The sequence below is a fragment of the Kitasatospora sp. NPDC049285 genome (genome assembly GCF_040678815.1).
Taxonomy (GTDB): domain Bacteria; phylum Actinomycetota; class Actinomycetes; order Streptomycetales; family Streptomycetaceae; genus Kitasatospora.
Window position 1 is genome coordinate 32,988 of sequence record NZ_JBFAQR010000018.1, and the last position, 17,195, is coordinate 50,182.

Sequence of the window (17,195 nt, forward strand, 5' to 3'; positions counted from 1 at the left end):
CCCGGTCCGCGCACGCGACCGGGGAAGCGGCATGCCGGCGCCCGATGTCATGACGGCAGGTTGAACGGCCGCCAGTTTCCCTCGGAGACGATCTCGACCTCGCCGTCGACCACCATGACGGCGGTCTGGTCGTCGATGGCGTACGCCGGACCCGTGATCTCGGTGGCGGCCCACCGCTCCGCCTCGGCCGTGGTGTTCTCCGGGCAGGCCGGGTGGTCGAGGTGCGGGAAGAGGGAGAAGTCGACGACTCCCAGGGTGCGGTCGTCGCCGGTGGGCGACCTCCAGCCGACGAAGGCCTCCCCGATGCGGGGCGTCAGGACCATGCTCCCGGCGCTGAGTCCGACGTAGACCGTGTCGTGCAGCGACGGGAGGAGGGCGGCGAGTCCGGACTCCCGCATCCAGTGGCCCAGGTACAGCGCGTCCCCGCCGTTCACCAGCAGGACGTCCGCCTCCCGGACCCAGGAGACCCAGCGCTCCTCCTCGATGCTGGGCAGCGCAGTGAGCTCGAGCAGGCCCACCGACTTCCACCCCAGGTCGGTCATGGGGTGCTGCGTCCGCCCGCTGACGAACCGCCACGGACCGGTCGGACCGCCGTGCGGGCCGCCGTACCCGGCGGTGGGGATGCACAGGGCGGTGGCCTCGGCGACGGGCTTGCCCAGGAGCTCGACCAAGGCCGCCAGGATGCTGGGGTTCGTGACCCCGGAGTCGGTCAGCAGAAGCTTCATCGCACCACCGTAGGGCGGGGGTACGACACCGGCGGCGGCCTGCCTCGGCGGGCGTCCGGATCGCGCAGCCGATGGCGAGAGCGGGTCGTGACGGGCCGTCAGTCCTGCGACGTCCCGGAGCCCGCGCCGCTGTCGGGGCCGGGGGCGGGGTCGGCGAGGCCCTGGCGGGTCCAGCCCGGGGAGTGGATCTCCAGGGTGAGGTCCGGGTTGCGCACCTCCGTCCCGCAGGTGCGGCAGGTCCAGGCCGCGTCCAGCGGGTGGTCCGGGTGGTCGGAGTGGTCGGGGTGGTGGCGCAGCACCACCGGGGGCTCGGGCGACAGCCAGCGGTCGCCCCAGGCGAGCAGGGCCTGGGTGACCGGGGCGAGGTCGCGGCCGGCCTCGGTGAGGTGGTACTCGAATCGCGGCGGGCGCTCGCTGTAGGCGCGGCGTTCGACCACCCCGGCTTCCTCCAGGGCGCGCAGCCGGGCGGTGAGCCGGTCGCGCGGGGCTCCGGTGTTGCGGGCGATCCGGTCGAACCGGTGGTTGCCGTAGAAGAGTTCACGCACGGCGAGCAGCGCCCACTTCTCGCCGAGGACCTGCAGCGCGGCCGCGATGGAGCAGGGACGGCCCGGCAGCGCGGCGGCGGAGCGGGCGGCGGTGGGCTTGGCATCGGTGTGCGGGGTCACCCTGCCAGCCTGCCATGGAGGGTTGCGAATTCAAACTCACTGCCGCTAGCGTTCCCGGCCATGGAGACAGTTGGAATATCAAACCCACTAGTCGCGCCGCCCGGTCGGGCCCAGCCCCACCGCCGCGCCGCGTTCCTGGTGGTCGCCGCCGCGGTGTTCGTCTCGAACCTCGACCTGTTCATCGTCAACGTCGCCCTCCCGGCGATGCAGCAGCACTTCCACGGCAGCAGCCTGGCCACCCTGTCCTGGGTCCTGAACGGCTACGCCATCGTCTTCGCCGCGCTGCTGGTCCCCGCCGGACGGCTCGCGGACCGCATCGGCCACCGGACGGTGTTCCTCGCCGGACTGGCCGTCTTCACCACCGCCTCCGCACTCTGCGCGCTCGCCCCGGCCGTCGGCTGGCTCGACGCCGCCCGGGTGGTCCAGGCGGCGGGCGCCGCCGCGCTGATGCCGACCTCACTGGCGCTGCTGCTGGACGCCACGCCGCCGGCCGAGCGGCCCGGCGCCATCCGGGCCTGGGCCTCGATCGGCGGGATCGCCGCCGGGCTCGGGCCGGTCCTCGGCGGGCTGCTGGTCGAAGCAGACTGGCGCTGGGTGTTCATCGTCAACGTCCCGGTCGGCATCGCCGCCATCGCGGTGGGCGCACGCGTCCTGCCCAGGCTGCGCGGCAAGGAGGACGGACCCCTGCCGGACCTGTTCGGCGCGGTCCTGCTCACCGCCGCCATCGCCGCCCTCACCGTGGCCCTGGTCAAGGGCGACGACTGGGGCTGGGTCTCGCTCCGGGTCCTGGGCAGCCTGCTCGCGGGCGCCCTGCTGACCGCCTGGTTCCTCCGCCGCTCGGCGCGCCACCGCGCCCCCATCGTCGAACTCCCGCTGCTGCGCGTGCCCAGCTTCGCCGCCGCCAACACCGCAGCCCTGCTGTTCACCCTCGCTTTCGCCGGCATGCTGCTGACCTCGGTCCTGTGGTGCCAGCAGATCTGGGGGTACTCGGCGCTGCGCACCGGCCTCGCCATCGCCCCCGGACCGCTGCTGGTACCGCCGGTCGCCCTGGGCAGTGCCGCACTGGTGTGCAGGCTCGGCCCCGGACGACTGGCCGCGCTCGGCACCCTGCTGTTCGCGGCGGGCATCGCCTGGTGGGCCACCGCCATCGACGTCCGCCCCGGCTACGCCACCGAACTCCTGCCCGGGATGCTGCTCACCGGCCTGGGCGTCGGACTGACCCTGCCCACCCTCATCGGATCCGCCGCGGCGGCGCTCCCGCCCACGCGCTTCGCCACCGGTTCCGCGATCACCACGATGGCCCGGCAGATCGGTGCGGTGGTGGGCGTCGCGCTGACGGTCAGTCTGATCGGCAGCCCGCACGGGCCGCAGGCCGCGCTGGACGGCTTCCGCCGCGGCTGGACGGCCGTGATCGTGGCGGCATTGCTGGCTTCCGCGGCCGCCCTGGTGCTCGCTGCCGCCCAACGTCGGGCCGCGGCGAAGTAGCACCGTCCCCCTGGGGCCCGCGGGGCTCGGCTGCCTGTCTCAGGACGCGGAGGCGAGCGGGGCGGCTCCGCAGTGGTGGGTGAGGCGGGCGACCAGGTCGCGCCAGCCGGCGGCGAGGTCGTCGGGGGTGCGGCCGCGGCGGGTCAACAGGTCGTGGACGAGGGCCGGGTCCAGCATGCCGAGCAGCGTGTCGGCGAGGAGTTCCAGGTCGCCGTGGACGCCGGCCTGGCGCAGCAGGACGACGACGTGCCGGGCGCGGACGGCGCGCGGTGCGGCGGTGTAGCGGGTCGCGGTGCGCTGGTCGGACTCGAGGTAGACGTCCATGTGGTCCAGCTGGTGGCGCAGCGCCGTCTCGCCGAAGGCGTTCAGCCGGGCGAGCGGGTCGGCTCCCGGTCCGAGCGGCGGCGGGCCGAACATGAAGGCGGCCTGGAACTCGCGTTCGCTGCTGTCCAGCACGGCGTACAGCAGGCCGATCCGGTCGCCGAAGCGGCGGAAGACCGTCCCCTTTCCGACTCCGGCTGCGGCGGCGACCGCATCCATGGTGAGGTGTTCTGCGCCCCGTTCCTGGATCAGTGCGGCGGCCGCCGCGAGCACCTTGGTGCGGTTCCGTGCGGCATCCGCGCGCTCGAACGACTCCTGGTCGCAGAGCGGCAGGACGAGGCCGGCGGCCGGTCCGGCGGCCGGCGTGGGCGGGACCGGTTGACACGGGCCGCAGGGGTCGGACGGGCCGGGGGAGGAGGTCATGGCGCCAAGCCTAGCCCCCGGAAGACGAAAATGGACTGTGGTCCGCTTTCGTGGCAGACTTCAAGCGGACCGCAGTCCGGTAGTTCCGGTCCGATCCTTCCCCGCGACCCGGCAGGGTCTCGGGCAGATGCCGTCTCTCGGGAGTCTCCATGTCCGTCCGTATCCTCGCCCTCGTCGGCAGCCTCCGCGCCGGCTCGCACAACCGTCAGCTCGCCGAGGCCGCCGTCAAGCTGGCGCCCGAGGGTGCCGAGGTGACCATCGCCGAGGGCCTGGCCGAGATCCCGTTCTACAACGAGGACATCGACGTCGAGGGCAGCGTCCCGGCCGCCGCCGTCGCGCTGCGTGAGGCCGCTGCCGCCGCCGACGCCCTGCTGCTCTTCTCGCCCGAGTACAACGGCACCATCCCGGCCGTCCTCAAGAACGCGATCGACTGGCTGTCCCGCCCCTACGGCGCCGGCGCCCTGACCGACAAGCCGGTCGCCGTGGTCGGCACCGCCTACGGCCAGTTCGGTGGCGTCTGGGCCCAGGACGAGGCCCGCAAGGCCGCCGGCATCGCCGGTGCCAAGGTGCTCCAGGACGTCAAGCTCTCGGTCGCCGGCTCGGTCGTCCGCTTCGCCGAGACCCACCCGGCCGACGACGCCGAGGTCGCCGACCAGCTGACCGCCGTCCTCGGCCAGCTCACCGCGGCTGCCTGACCCACGCGTTCTCGCTGCCCGCGACGGCCGCGCTCCGCTTCCCCGGAGCGCGGCCGCGCGCATTCCGGGAGCAACTTGCCGGTAGCCCGAGCGCCGTTCCGCGTGGCTGCAGAGGCAGGAAACGTCCGGCTCCCGCCATGCCGCAGGGGCACTGGTCGAGACGGACCGCCGGGCGCGGGACGCCGCCGCCGATGCCTCGCCCGTCGGGAGCCCGGGGGAGCCCCCCCGAGGGCTGGCCGGTTCGGGCCTGCCTCGAGGGCGGTCTGCAGCCGGCTCTGCCTACCGTCTAGGTCCCGCCCGTGCTGACGGGCCGTCAGCGGGCTGGTGTCAGTGCCTGCGCGGGCGGTGGCGGTCGGTGGGCCTGCGCCTGCGCCGGATCCTGAGCGCGAGGAGGACCAGTCCGGCCGCGGTCGCCAAGGCAGCGGCGGCGACCGCCGCGAGCGTCCTCCAGGGCGTGCCGCCAGCCCGGGCGGCGGCCGTACTGTCGGCGGACCCTGCGGGGGCCGAAGGTTCGGGCTGGCCGGGGGCCCCGGCCGTGGAACTTGCGGACGGGGAGGCGGATTCGGTGGTCGCCGTGGTGGCCGTCAGCTCGAGGTGATCGGTCGTGCGGGCGAGCGAGAAGGTCGCGCCTGCCACGCTGAGGGTGTCGCCGGAGAGGGCGGCGTCCTGTGAGCCCACGGTGAAGTCCTGGAGCCCGCCGGGCAGAACGATCTTCGCGCCCGGGACGACCTCGAGCCTGCGCAGCGTCGTCGATTTCGCCGCGCCGAGGTCGAGGACCGCGGACGCGCCGGTGAGGGCGACCCCGCTGGACGAGGTGAGCGAGGTGCCGGTCACCGCGAGCGTCCCTTTGGCCACAGTGGTGGCGCCGGTGTAGGAGGCGGCGGTCAGCGTCGTCGTCGCGGTGCCGTTCTGCGTGACCGATCCGGAGCCGGACACCGTCGGGAGGGTGACGGGCGTCCGGACGTTCTGAACGACCAGCGAGCCCTCGTCGCTGATCGCGTCGAGGGCGCCCTTCGTGTAGAGGCTCCCGTCCGCTCCTGCCGTCCCGGATCCGAGGCGCAGCGTCGCACCCCGCTGGATGGTGGTCGAGCCGTCGTAGAACTGCGCGGCGGCGAAGGTGACGTCGTTCCCGGACGTGCCGGCGATGACGATGTCGCCCGCCCCGGGAGCGGCGAGGGTGTCGTGGTACTTCCCGCCGCCGATGGGCAGGCCGAGGGTGACCGGGCCGTTGTAGTCGAAGGTCAGCCGCGAGCGCTGCGAGTTGGCGTGCAGGTTGATGTACGCGGTCTCGGGGTTCCCGGCATGAAGATCTGGTGGGTGCTGCCGTCCCCCCAGTGGACGTCGGCGCCCTCGATGTTGGTGCCGCGCTTGTTCAACTGGTGGGCGACCGGTACCAGGTTGAGGTTGCCGTTGCTCAGCGCCGGCGAGGCCGTGCCGGTGTTGTCGCTGTAGCTGTAGGTGCCCGTCAGGACCACCTTGCTGCCGGGCCGGGAGTGGACGTTGACGTCGTTGCCGTATTCGCGGCTGTAGAAGTTCTGGCGCTGGACGACCGTCTGGTTCAGCGGGGTGTCGATGATCCACGAGCCGCGGTTGATGACGGCCTTGGCGTTCGGCAGGTCGGCGGCGCAGGTGGTGGCGGCGTAGTTGGCGCCGGTGCCGATGTCGAACACCCCGGAGAAGGGACTGCTTCCGCACAGTTGGAGCGTGCCCCACAGGTTGCGGGGCTGGAAGACCGTCCCGGAGCCGCTGATGGTGCCCAGGTTGAACAGCCGCGTGAGCGACAGGTTGAGCGTGCCGTCGACCCGGATGTTGTCCTGGTTCTGTTGGTAGCCGGGCGAGTTGTAGGGGAAGGCACCGATCAGGCCGGTGCTTCCGCCGTTGCCGTACTGCAGGGTGGCGCCGGCGTCGACGGTGATCGCGGGCCGGTCGGGGTTGTCGACCACCACGTAGGGGTGGTTCCCGCCAGGGATGCTGACCGACTGGCCCTGCTGGGAGCCGGGCAGGGTGAAGGTGCTGTCCTTGGTGAGGATCAGGGTGCCCGTGCCGGAGACCCGCAGGGACCCCTGCCCGCTGATCACCCCCGAGTAGGTGTGCGCCCCGGGCGGTACGTTCACGACGGCGTTTCCGCCGAGGACGACGTCGCTGTTGGCGAGGATCGACGAGGTGATGTCACCGTCGGCCGCGACGGCGCCGGTCGGTGCCAGGGCCACGGGCGCGGTCGTCGCCGCCACGATCGCGGACGCCAGCAGTGCATGCCATGAACGTTTCATCGGGGTGCTTCCTGGGTGCGGGCAGGGAAAGTAGGCGGTGCCGGCGCGCTCCTCGGAGGCGCCGGCACCCGGTCGGGTCAGCTGGTCACGCGGAAGGTGGCGTCAGCGCGACCGGTCGCGGTGGTGATCGGGTCGAGCTTCAACTCGTACGCGTAGTGCCGGATGTAGTGGTCGGGGTGGTTGTACGACTGGAACGAGGACCAGGTCGGGTCGGCGAGTCCGGCGACCTGGCGGAAGGTCGCGTCCTCGGCGAACTGGGTGGTGCCGTCGTTGTAGACGAGCTGGAAGTCGTAGTTGAAGTGCCGCAGGAAGTACTCGGGGAAGTTCACCGACTCGAAGGAGACGGTGCCGGTGCCCGCAAGGCCGGGCCGCAGCCGGAACCGGGAGTCGTCGAGGGGGCTGACGTTCGGGTCGATGCGCGCGTCGAAGTCGGTGTGCCGCACGTACCGGTCCGGGAAGTTGAAGGACTGGATCCGCTGGGCGGGGGTGTTGGGCCAGCGGGCGAGCACGCGGCTCTCCTCGGCGGCCGTCAGGTTCAGGATCCAGCCGTGGCGCTTCTTCGTGCCTCCCATGTCGTAGGCGCTCGACGACTGCCGCTGGTAGACCGCCGGGTTGGACGGGTCGGTGGTCAGGACCGGCATGTAGCCGCGGTTGCTGGCGTACTGGTCGAGGTAGAGCCCCCACTTGTCGGTGCCGTTGAACTTCATCCACATCGGGCCCTCGACCTGCGAGCCGGTGAGGCCGATGCCGGAGAGGTCGCCCAGGTTGGTCCACGTCCCGAAGATCGAGCTGCTGCCCTCGAGGGTGATCTGTCCGTCACCGGAGGCCCGCACGTAGCGGAAGTTGCCGACGCCCGGCGGCACTTCGATGATCTGGGTGTCGATGATGCCCTGGGTGCCGGGGCGGTCGATGTAAAGCTGCGGGGTGGTGATGGTGTGGAAGTCCGTGGTGCGGGCGGCGTAGATGCGGTGCTTCAGCACGCCGTTCAGGGTCGCGTTGGTCGCCCAGTACAGGACGTAGCTGTTGCTCTCAGGGTCCCAGATCGCCTCGGGCGCCCAGGCGTTGCGGCCGTCGGGGATCGCGCCGGCGACGTTGAGCAGCCACGGCTGGGACCAGGTGGCCAGGTCGGTGGACTCCCACACCACCAGGTTGCGGCTGGCGTTGTTCACGGCCTGGTCCCAGTTCTGCCCGCAGCCGATGCACAGGTCGGTCGCGATGATCCAGTACCGGCTGCCGTCGGGGGAGCGCACCAGCGCGGGGTCGCGCACGCCGTGCGTGCCGACGGTCGAACGCAGGACCATCCCGCCGCCGTTGAGGTCGGTCCAGTGCACGCCGTCCGTGCTGTGCGAGAGGTACATCTGCTGACCGGTCGATCCGTCGCCGGTGAAGTGCACCATCAGGTAGCCGGGACCGGCGGCCGCGGCCTGCTGGGGGACGGCCGCGGCCAGGCCGGTGAAGAGCAGGCAGGCGGCGAGCAGCATCGCCGACAACCGTGCGCGAAGCGTGGACATGGACATCTCCTGTCGATCTGCGGTGCCACCGGGTGGATGGGTCCGGGCAGCGGTGTGGGCTGAACCGGAGGTGGCTGCACCGTTTCGCTCTCGGGAGAGTGTTAACGCTAACAATTCTGCGGGCAAGACGCCGGGGCGCGCGTTACCCAATCTTGACCGGTCGCGCACAAGTCTGCTGAATCCGGCGGCCCGAGCCCGAGTTGACGGCCAGTCGGCAGACCCGGGCTCAGGTCGCCGGGCCGGCGGTTCGGATGTGCCGGGTCGGGAGGCGGGCCACTGAGGGCGGCGCTGCCGGATCGGCTCTGTCGGTTCACGGGGGCCGTGGGCCTGGGGTGACGAGGCTGTCGCGGATCTGAAGGGCGTCGAGAAAGCTGAGGCGTTGGAAGCCCGTACGCGTGGCCGGGCTGTCCGGCCGCGGATCTTCGACGGCGGCGCGTCGCTTCTCGACGACCCGGACGAGACGGTTCGGGAAGCGCGCTCGGCCGGCGGCCAGGGCGACAGCAGCCTCGACTTTGCCGAACCCCGGAAACGTCAGCTCCAGGCAACCCTCGACGCCAGCGGCACCACCGTCCTGACCTGGGGAAACGCCTGGCCCCGGCCTGTGTGCGTGCCCTGCTCGCCTTCCCGATGGACCCCGCGAGCGACGCCACCCACCTCGTGGACAACACCATGGCGATCAGGACGGCCGGGGAGCAGGCGCAGCAGGACTGACAACCCGTGGTGCGGCGTACGGCGCTGAATTGCATGCACCGTGGACAGGGCGAAACGGGTCAAGCGGGGTGAGTGCGGGCGCAGCCTGTCGCGACCGCAGTCGAGCTGACCGCCCGGGCGTGACGCGTGATCCTCGCGGGCCGAGAATGGAGGTGCCGCGGCCCAGGAAGGGAGCTTCCCCATGGCATGGCGTATCGAGGGGACGTATTTCGAGAACTGCAACTGCAACATGGTGTGTCCCTGCTCCACCTCCGGCCTCTCGGCTCCGGCGGACTACGACCGCTGCCGGGTGGTCCTGGCCTTCCACGTCGACTCCGGACAGGTCGACGAGGTCGACGTGAGCGGTCTGACGGTCGCCGTGGTGGCCGATGCCCCGCCGCTCATGAGCGAGGGCAACTGGCGGCTGGGCATGATCATGGACGAGGCCGCCTCCCCGGAGCAGGCCGAAGCGCTCGGGGCGGTCTTCTCCGGTCAGCGCGGCGGCCCGATGGGGGACCTCGCACCGCTGGTCGGCGACATGCTCGGGCTGGAGGTCGCCCGGATCGACTACGCCGATGACCGCCGGATCCACCGCGTGGCGATCGGCGACGCGGTCGACATCGAAGTCGAGGACTTCGTCTCCCCGCTCGACGCGACCGGAAAGGGCATCAGGGTCAGCGGGGTGGGATTCCCCGCGGACACGCTCGCGGCCGGAGTCGCGACGAGGTCGCGGGTGAACGCGTTCGGCCTCGAGTTCGGCAACGAAGGGAAGAACTCCTTCTCGGCGCCGTTCTCCTGGGCGGCCTGAAATCCGCCGCGGCTTCGTCGACGGGCCGCGGTCCCGGGCGAGCCACCCTCGGGGCGGCGCCGCTTGACACGCGCCCAGGTTCCGGACGGACTGTCAGCCCGGAGCCCGCGGCGTCAGCGCACCCGGATCCGCACCGGGGCCGCCACTCGTCCCGAGGTTGAGCTGCCGCGCGGCGACCTGGGCCGGCGTCCTGTACAAACCCGTGCGGGACAGCGTCGAGTTCCTCTTCTTCGAGTCCACCCCGTGCGGTCTTGGTGCAGTGCAGCGATGGAGTCGTTGAAGAGGAACTTGGTCAGCGTGGTCGACCTTCCGGGTCGCCCTGCTCGGCGCCGCCGTCTCGTGCTCGCAGGAGCGGGTACTGCGCCACGAGGCCCGTGCCGCCCGCCGCCCGCAGACGTTAGCTGTTCGACGGATGCGTCGCGGCGCTCGCGCAGATGCCGTGCGAAGTGTTCTAGACAGGGTGCGCGCCCGCCGTTCCGGGCTCGTCGCCCGGTCCCTGCGTCACTCCCAAGTCATCGAGTGGCGGGCCGCGTGCGATGCTCATCGGCGCTGCAGGCCGGCGGCACATGGCCTTTGACCTCACGCGGAAGCGGCCGGCGGTGCGCGGGCAAGTCGACTCCGGGCAGCTACGGGATGCCAACCGCATGGCCGCTACGGTCCTCCCGGTGGCCGCGCGGGCCAGTCCGCGCTGACCTGCGGGTCCGTAGGTTTCCCTCATCGGCGGATCGCGACAGAGGGAGGCGGACCCGTGGAAGACATCCAGTACGACACGTGTGTGATCGGAGCGGGACCTGCTGGACTGGCGGTCGCGCGGGCGCTGGCGGAGCGGGACATCCCCTACACGCACATCGAGCGGCACACCGGCCCAGGGGGTCTGTGGGACATCGACAACCCCGGTGGTCCGATGTACGAGTCGGCCCACTTCATCTCCAGTAAGACCCTGTCGGGCTTCGGCGGGTGGCCGATGCCGGACCACTTCGCGGACTACCCGTCGCACCGTCAGATCTTCTCCTATCTCACGTCGTTCGCCGACGTGTACGGACTGACGGACCGGATCGAGTTCGGCACCGAGGTCCGCAGCATCGGGAAGAACGCGGACGGCAGTTGGACGGTGACGCAGGCCGACGGGCGGCAGAGCGTCCACGGGCAGGTCGTGGTGTGCACGGGCTCGCAGTGGCATCCCAACGTCCCCGTCCTGCCTGGTCACTTCACCGGTGAGGTACGGCACACGGTCGGTTACCGCAGCGCGGACGAGCTGCGAGGCAAGCGCGTGCTGGTCGTCGGGGCCGGGAACTCGGGCTGCGACATCGCCTGCGACGCGGCCCGGGCCGCCGACCATGCGGTGATCAGCATGCGGCGCGGCTACTGGTTCATCCCCAAGCACCTCTTCGGCCGGCCGGTGGACACGATCGCGCAGAGCGGGCCGAAGCTGCCGATGTGGTTGGAGCAGCGGGTCTTCGGTGCGCTCCTTCGCGTCATCAACGGCGACCCGCGCCGGCTGGGCCTGCAGAAGCCCGACCACAAGCTGTTCGAGACGCACCCCGCGATCAACTCGATGCTGATCCATCACCTCCAGCACGGGGACATCACGGCCAAGCCGGGGATCGCCCGTACCGAGGGCCGGACGGTGCACTTCACGGACGGAACCCGCGACGACTTCGACCTCGTCCTGCTGGCGACCGGATACGTGCACAAGGTGCCGGTCGCACAGCAGTACTTCGGCAGTGAGCAGCACCCCGATCTCTACCTGTCGTCGTTCTCCCGCGAGCACCGAGGGCTGTTCGGCGTCGGCTTTGTGGAGACGAACTCCGGGGCCTACCAACTCTTCGACACCCAGGCGCAGTTGATCGCCGGGTTCATCCAGGACACGCAGCGCGGGCTGCCGAGCGCGCAGCGCTTCGCCGAGCTGATCCGAAGCGACCGTCCGGATCTGTCCGGTGGACTCAAATTCGTCGCCTCGCCCCGGCACACCGGCTACGTGGACGGCGGGGCCATCGTGAAGCACCTGGCCAAGGTGGCCGGTCAGATGGGCTGGCGCACCCAAGGCAACCCGCCCTCGGCCTCGGCCTCGGCCCGCCAGGCGGCGGTGCGGTCATGAGCTACGACTTCAGCGGCAGGGTCATCCTGGTCACGGGCGGTGCGGGCGGGATCGGCAGCGCCCTGTGCCGCCGGTTCGCCGCCGGCGGCGCGCGGTGCATCGTCGTCGACATCGACGCGGCCCGCGCCGAGCAGGTCGCCGGTGACCTGCCCGGGACGGGGCACGCCGGGATGGCATGCGATCTGCTGGACCGCGCTGCGGTGCAGCGGCTGTTCGACCAGGTCGCGGCCACCCACGGACGCCTGGACGTCCTGGTCAACAACGTCGGCATGACCAGCGCCGAACGCTTCGACGTGCGCAGCATCGAGAGCATCGAGCGGGAGATCGACCTGAACCTGCTCTCTCCGCTGGTCACGACAAGGATCGCGATCCCGCTGCTGCGGGCGTCGAGCGACGCCCGGGTGGTCACCACGGTCTCCCTCGGGGGCATCTTCCCGCTGGGCGAGACGCCGATCTACACCGCCTCGAAGTTCGGGCTGCGCGGCGCGATGCTCTCCATCGCTCTCGACCTGCGGGACAAGGGCATCCTGGCCGGGTCGGTGCTGCCGTCGGCCACCGACACCCGGATGCTCCGTCAGGAGGCCGTGGACGGCGGCAACGCCATGCAGTTCCAGGACCCGCCCCAGCAGCCCGCCGACGTCGTGGCCGCAGTGGTGAGTCTGCTGGACAGGCCCCGCCTGGAGGTCTATCCCAAGCCGAGCGAGTCCCTGCTGGTGCGGCTGGCGATGCTGGCCCCGAACCTGCTGCCCAAGGTCTTCCCGCTCTTCCGCGGGCGGGGCGAGCGCGGCATGGCCCGCTACCTGGAGGACCTGCGAAGCCGAGGGCTGGCGCGCCAGGTCGGCGGCCGCTGGGAACTCGTGGAGGAAGCATGACCGTGACGGATGCGACTGAGGAAGCGGTGCTGCGGGTGACCAACCCGGCGACCGGAGAGCTGATCACCGTACTGCCCGCTGTGAGCGCCCGTCAGGTCGCCGAGGCGGCCGAGCGGGCCCAGCGGGTCTTCGAGAGCGGGTCGTGGTCCCGACTGCCGCCCAGGGAACGGGCGTCGGTGCTGCTGCGGCTCGCCGACCTGATGGAACGGGACGCCGAGACGCTGGCCCGTCTGGACAGCGAGGACGCGGGCAAGCCGATCACCGAGTGCCGCACCGGCGACGTGCCCGGTGCGATCGAGTCGATCCGCTGGTTCGCCGAGGCGGCCGACAAGCTCTTCGGGCGTCTCGCCCCCACCGGCCGGGACCACCTCGGGCTGATCAGCCGTGAGCCGGTCGGGGTGGTCGCGGCGATCCTGCCGTGGAACTACCCGCTGGCCATGGCCGCCTGGAAGGTCGGGCCCGCACTCGCCGCCGGCAACTGCCTGCTGCTGAAGCCGGCCGAGGCGACACCGCGCTCGGCGCTGCACCTGGCGCGCCTGGCCACCGAGGCCGGTCTGCCGGACGGGGTGCTCACGGTGCTGCCCGGTCACGGGCCGGTTGCCGGCACGGCACTGGCCCGCGATCCCCTGGTGGGGGCGCTGTCCTTCACGGGCTCCACCGCCACCGGGCGCCGGATCCTGACCGACGCGGCGCAGACCAACTTCAAACGCGTCTCGCTGGAGATGGGCGGCAAGAGCCCCCAGATCCTGATGGCCGACGCGCTCGGCTTCGGCGACGAGCTCATCGACGACATGACCGAGGCCGCCTTCCTGACGATGGGTCAGAACTGTACGGCCGGCTCCCGCGTGCTGGTCCACCAGGACGTCGCCGAGGAGGTGCTGGCCCGGTTCGTGGCCGCGGCCGCGTCGCTGGTCATCGGCGACCCCGCCGAACCGGAGACCCGCGTCGGCCCCCTGATCAGCCACACCGCCCGTGACCGGGTCGCCGCCGCCGTGGATGCCGCCGCCGCGGCCGGCGCGCGCATCCACACCGCGGGCCTTCCCGACGGTCTGCCCGGCGCCGGCGCCTACTACCCGCCCACCGTCGTCACCGGAGCCCCCGCCGGCAGCGACGTGCTGACCAAGGAGCTCTTCGGACCGGTCGTCACCGTCCAGACCTTCACCACCGAGCCCGAGGCGATCCGCCTGGCCAACGCCACCGAGTACGGGCTCGCGGCCTCCGTGTGGACCCGCGACCTCGACACCGCGCTGCGCCTGTCGCGCGAGGTCCAGGCCGGCGTGGTCTCCGTGAACGCCTACAGCGAAGGGGACATCAGCACGCCGTTCGGCGGTTGGAAGCAGTCCGGGTTCGGCGGTGCGGAGAAGTCCACCGCGGCCTTCGCCCAGTGGACCAGGGAGAAGACCGTCTGGATCCGCACCCGCTGAAAGCCGACGATGACCCATCACCTTGCCCACCCCGTACCGCCGCCCGCGCCGGTCGAGGAGCGGCCGAGGCTGCGCGGCGTCCTGCACGCCGCGACGGCCCCGCTCGCCCTGTCCGTCGGCCTCGCTCTCACCGCCACCGCTCCCGACGGCCGGGGCCGCGCGGCCTGCGCGGTCTTCGCCCTCACCGCCACGCTGTTGTTCACCACCAGCGCCGCGTACCACACCGGCCGGTGGACCCGCGGCACGGAAGAGGCGCTGCGCCGCCTCGACCACACCAACATCTTCCTGGTCATCGCCGGGACTTACACCCCGCTGGCGGTCCTGCTGCTGCCAGCACCGGCAGGTCGGGACCTGCTCTGGACGGTCTGGGGCGCGGCGGCGGTCGGCACCGCACTCCAGTGGCTGTGGCCCGCCGCACCTCGGTGGCTCTCCGCCCCCGTCTACCTGGCGGTCGGCTGGATCGTGTTGCTGTTCCTCCCGGACTTCGCCCACAGCGGTCGGCCCGTCGTCCTCGCCCTCGTGCTGGCCGGGGGCCTGCTCTACAGTGCGGGCGGCATCGTCTACGCCCGCAAACGCCCCGACCCGTCACCGGCCTGGTTCGGCTTCCACGAGGTGTTCCACGCCCTGACGACGGCGGCGTTCGCCGCGCACGCCACCGCCATCGGCCTGCTCACCTCCCGGTGACGCCGCCGGGCTCCTCGGACCGCTCGAACCGCCTGCGCAACTCCAGCGGGGCCATGCCGTGCCAGCGGCGCACGGCTCGGCGAAGGGCGCGTTCGTCGGAGAAACCGGCCTGGTGGGCGACCTCGCGCAGGGTCGGTTCCGAACGCCGCAGCAGCTGTTCGACCCGTTCGCGTCGTACCCCGTCGACGATCGCCTCGTAGGTGGTGCCGCAGTCGGCCAGCCGCCGGCGCAGGGTGCGCTCGCTGGCCGCGTGCCGGCGCGCCTGCTCGGCGAAGGACGGCACCGACGGGAGGCCCTGCGCGATCGAGACCTCCAGCACTTCGAGCAACTCCTGCTGGTCGCGCCGGGCCGCCACCTGAGCGTCCAACAGCTCGAGCACCGAGGCGAGGATGACCGGGTCGCGGCCCGGCATCATGGTGCGGGCCCACGCCGGAGGGACGACCAGCCGGTTGTCCTGCGCCCCGAAGCCCACCGGGCAGGCGAACAGGTCGCTGAACGGGGTGAGGTCACGCGGGGCGTGATGGACGAACGCGACCCGGCTCGGCGCGAAAGCCGGGCCGACGATGAGGCGGGTCAGCGTGACGACGCTGGAGAACGCCTCCTCGGTCAGGAAGACACCCACCGCCGGGTCGAGGGCGGGGTCGGGCAGCCTCGCCCGCAGCACGAAGCCGTCCTCCTCCGCCCCCGCCGACCAGACCGTCATCGCTCCGGACAGGTTCTGGTACCTCACTCCGGTCGTGATCGCGTGCTCCAGGGTGTCGCAGGCCATCAGCGCGAAGCCGAGCAGTCCCCACGCGGTCAGGTGCTGCGCCGAGCCCACCCGCAGGCCCAGACGGTCGTCCCCGGTCAGCGCCAGCGCGCGGCGGATGACGGTGCTGCCCTGGCGGTACGAGACCCGCAGGGCGGCGGACCGCATCACGGCCTCCTCCAGGCCGACCCGGGCCAGTTCGGGCCGCAGGTCGACACCGTCCTCGGCGGCCACGACCGAGAGGGAGCGCAGGATGTTCGGCGGAATGGTCGCCGAGGTGCTGCGGCTGGTTCCCGGCGGACTCGCCGGGCCGGGGGTGTCGGGCATCGCGGTCCCTCTCACCAGGGCCTGGACAGGGACGGTAGGACCACTGTAGACGGGCGGACACCTCCGGTCCGCGTGCTGGCCGCCGGAGTCCGGCAGATGGCCTCCGGCGCCCTGAGTCCGGCCCGATCCGCTCCGTACGGTTGCGGCAATCCGATCCTTCGAGATGCGCCGGTGCCCAACGAGCGCCCGGCAGTCAGGCGCGCCATGACCCTCTTCCTGCAGGCCGCGGTACCGGCGGACGATCGACGCACAGGCCCGCTCGCGGGCGCCCGACGAGTCACCGCAACCGCGTTCGCCGCCCAGGGCGCCGCCGTGGCGGCGGTGTTCACCACGGTGCCGGGCATCCAGCAGCATCTCGGGCTGTCGTCGCTGATGACCACCGTGCTGATGGTCACCGTCGCACTCGCCGCGGGCGCCGGCAGCTTCGCCGGGTTGGCCGCGATCCGACGGGTGGGCGCGGTCGCCGCCATGCGCTGGGCCGCTGTGGCGACCGCCGCCGCCCTGCTGCTGATCGGGTGGGCGCCCGGTCAGGCCAGCGTCACCGTCGCCTACCTGCTGTTCGGAACGGCCCTGGGTGGCATCGACGTCTCCGTGAACACCCGGGCCTCGGCGGTCGAGCGAGCGTACGGGCGCAGCATCTTCTCGTCGTTCTACGCCCTCTGGAGCGTGGGAGGCGTCGCCTCGGCCCTCCTGACGGCGGGCATGGCTCGCCTCGGCAGTCCGCCCGAGCAGACCCTGACCGCTCAGGCCGCCCTCGTCCTGGCTCTCGCCCTGACCATCCGCTCCCACCCGATCGCGGACCCGACGGCAGCCGGCACACCGTCCGAGAGCGCCGCGGTGCCGCTCGGCCGGAGGATGTGGGCCAAGCTCGTCCCGTTCGGCCTGGTCCTCCTCGTCGCGTACGTCATCGACTCCACGGTCTCGGCCTGGTCGACCGTCTACCTCCACCAGGTCCTCGCCGCCTCCCTGCCGACGGCTCCGCTGGCCTACGCGGCATACCAGGCGGGCACCATCACCGGACGAGCCTGCGCTGATCACCTGATCCGCAGAGCGGGGCCGGCCGCGGTGGTCCGCGCCGCCGCGCTGGTCGCCGCCACCGCCCTGGCCGCGCTCGCCGCGGCTCCGAGCTGGCCGTACGCGATCGCGGGCGCGCCTGGTGGCTCCCTCGCGGGCTCGACCGCATGCTGCCCAACGTCGACATCGAAGGCAGCCGACTGCCCGCGCGCACACCGACAGGAAACACGCCGGAGACCACTCCGATTCGGCAGCACGAGCCCGAGCCGAGCATCCGCTGATCCACAGGTGTTGCCGACCCACAGCTGTTGACGACCGCTCAGCGGGATCCGGATGCTCCGGATCCCGCAGAGCAGGAGGCCGCGGCCAGAGCGGCGCGTGATGGCCCGGCTCCGTCGGGGCTTGACCTTCGAGTCGGGTCGAAGGTCTACCGTC

At 72.0% G+C, this 17,195-nt stretch carries 15 protein-coding genes; 8 read left to right on the top strand and 7 right to left on the bottom strand.

The genetic code is table 11. The features are described 5' to 3' along the window. Positions 1-47: 47 nt before the first annotated feature. Both AB0K51_RS14565 and AB0K51_RS14570 read right to left on the bottom strand, forming a co-directional pair. Complete coding sequence (locus AB0K51_RS14565) at positions 48-725, bottom strand: Type 1 glutamine amidotransferase-like domain-containing protein (RefSeq protein WP_363454284.1); 678 nt, start codon at positions 723-725, stop codon at positions 48-50. 98 nt (positions 726-823) lie between these two features. Next, complete coding sequence (locus AB0K51_RS14570) at positions 824-1,390, bottom strand: helix-turn-helix domain-containing protein (RefSeq protein ID WP_363454286.1); 567 nt, start codon at positions 1,388-1,390, stop codon at positions 824-826. A gap of 153 nt (positions 1,391-1,543) precedes the next feature. Between AB0K51_RS14570 and AB0K51_RS14575 the strand changes: the two genes are divergently transcribed. Then, on the top strand, positions 1,544-2,875 hold the full coding sequence (locus AB0K51_RS14575; RefSeq protein ID WP_363454288.1) for an MFS transporter: 1,332 nt from the start codon (positions 1,544-1,546) through the stop codon (positions 2,873-2,875). Positions 2,876-2,914: 39 nt separating this feature from the next. Here AB0K51_RS14575 and AB0K51_RS14580 read toward each other — a convergent pair whose 3' ends face one another. Then, positions 2,915-3,619, bottom strand: a complete 705-nt coding sequence (locus AB0K51_RS14580; protein WP_363454290.1) for a TetR/AcrR family transcriptional regulator — start codon at positions 3,617-3,619, stop codon at positions 2,915-2,917. Between the two features lie 149 nt (positions 3,620-3,768). Between AB0K51_RS14580 and AB0K51_RS14585 the strand changes: the two genes are divergently transcribed. Then, positions 3,769-4,314 carry an NADPH-dependent FMN reductase gene (locus AB0K51_RS14585; protein ID WP_363454292.1) on the top strand — a complete coding sequence of 182 codons (546 nt, stop codon included), beginning with the start codon at positions 3,769-3,771 and terminating at the stop codon, positions 4,312-4,314. A 327-nt stretch (positions 4,315-4,641) separates the two neighbouring features. Here the strand turns inward: AB0K51_RS14585 and AB0K51_RS14590 are convergent, their stop codons facing one another. The 3 genes from AB0K51_RS14590 to AB0K51_RS14600 all read right to left on the bottom strand — a co-directional run bounded on the left by AB0K51_RS14590 (position 4,642) and on the right by AB0K51_RS14600 (position 8,095). After that, positions 4,642-5,250, bottom strand: coding sequence for a hypothetical protein (locus tag AB0K51_RS14590; protein WP_363454294.1), 609 nt, complete (start codon positions 5,248-5,250; stop codon positions 4,642-4,644). 305 nt (positions 5,251-5,555) lie between these two features. Then, entirely contained in the window at positions 5,556-6,584 is a 1,029-nt protein-coding gene (locus AB0K51_RS14595; protein ID WP_363454296.1) for a hypothetical protein, read from the bottom strand. Between the two features lie 77 nt (positions 6,585-6,661). Beyond that, the gene (locus tag AB0K51_RS14600; RefSeq protein ID WP_363454298.1) at positions 6,662-8,095 is read right to left on the bottom strand and encodes a glycoside hydrolase family 43 protein; all 1,434 of its coding nucleotides are present in this window, start codon (positions 8,093-8,095) and stop codon (positions 6,662-6,664) included. 892 nt (positions 8,096-8,987) lie between these two features. Between AB0K51_RS14600 and AB0K51_RS14605 the strand changes: the two genes are divergently transcribed. The 5 genes from AB0K51_RS14605 to AB0K51_RS14625 all read left to right on the top strand — a co-directional run bounded on the left by AB0K51_RS14605 (position 8,988) and on the right by AB0K51_RS14625 (position 14,671). Further along, the gene (locus AB0K51_RS14605) at positions 8,988-9,593 is read left to right on the top strand and encodes a DUF1326 domain-containing protein (RefSeq protein ID WP_363454300.1); all 606 of its coding nucleotides are present in this window, start codon (positions 8,988-8,990) and stop codon (positions 9,591-9,593) included. A gap of 748 nt (positions 9,594-10,341) precedes the next feature. Then, on the top strand, positions 10,342-11,691 hold the full coding sequence (locus AB0K51_RS14610; protein ID WP_363454302.1) for an NAD(P)-binding domain-containing protein: 1,350 nt from the start codon (positions 10,342-10,344) through the stop codon (positions 11,689-11,691). Further along, positions 11,688-12,563, top strand: coding sequence for an SDR family oxidoreductase (locus AB0K51_RS14615; protein WP_363454304.1), 876 nt, complete (start codon positions 11,688-11,690; stop codon positions 12,561-12,563). The genes AB0K51_RS14610 and AB0K51_RS14615 overlap by 4 nt, the downstream gene beginning before the upstream one ends. Further along, a complete protein-coding gene (locus tag AB0K51_RS14620; RefSeq protein WP_363454306.1) occupies positions 12,560-13,987 on the top strand; it encodes an aldehyde dehydrogenase family protein in 1,428 nt (475 codons plus the stop codon). Before AB0K51_RS14615 ends, AB0K51_RS14620 begins: the two co-directional genes overlap by 4 nt. 9 nt (positions 13,988-13,996) lie before the next feature. After that, positions 13,997-14,671, top strand: a complete 675-nt coding sequence (locus AB0K51_RS14625; RefSeq protein WP_363454308.1) for a hemolysin III family protein — start codon at positions 13,997-13,999, stop codon at positions 14,669-14,671. Here the strand turns inward: AB0K51_RS14625 and AB0K51_RS14630 are convergent. Further along, positions 14,658-15,746 (bottom strand): AraC family transcriptional regulator, encoded by a 1,089-nt coding sequence (locus AB0K51_RS14630; RefSeq protein WP_363454310.1) that lies wholly within the window; start codon positions 15,744-15,746, stop codon positions 14,658-14,660. The genes AB0K51_RS14625 and AB0K51_RS14630 overlap by 14 nt on opposite strands. 96 nt (positions 15,747-15,842) lie before the next feature. Between AB0K51_RS14630 and AB0K51_RS14635 the strand changes: the two genes are divergently transcribed. After that, positions 15,843-17,072 (top strand): MFS transporter, encoded by a 1,230-nt coding sequence (locus tag AB0K51_RS14635; protein WP_363454312.1) that lies wholly within the window; start codon positions 15,843-15,845, stop codon positions 17,070-17,072. The last annotated feature ends 123 nt before the right edge of the window (positions 17,073-17,195 follow it).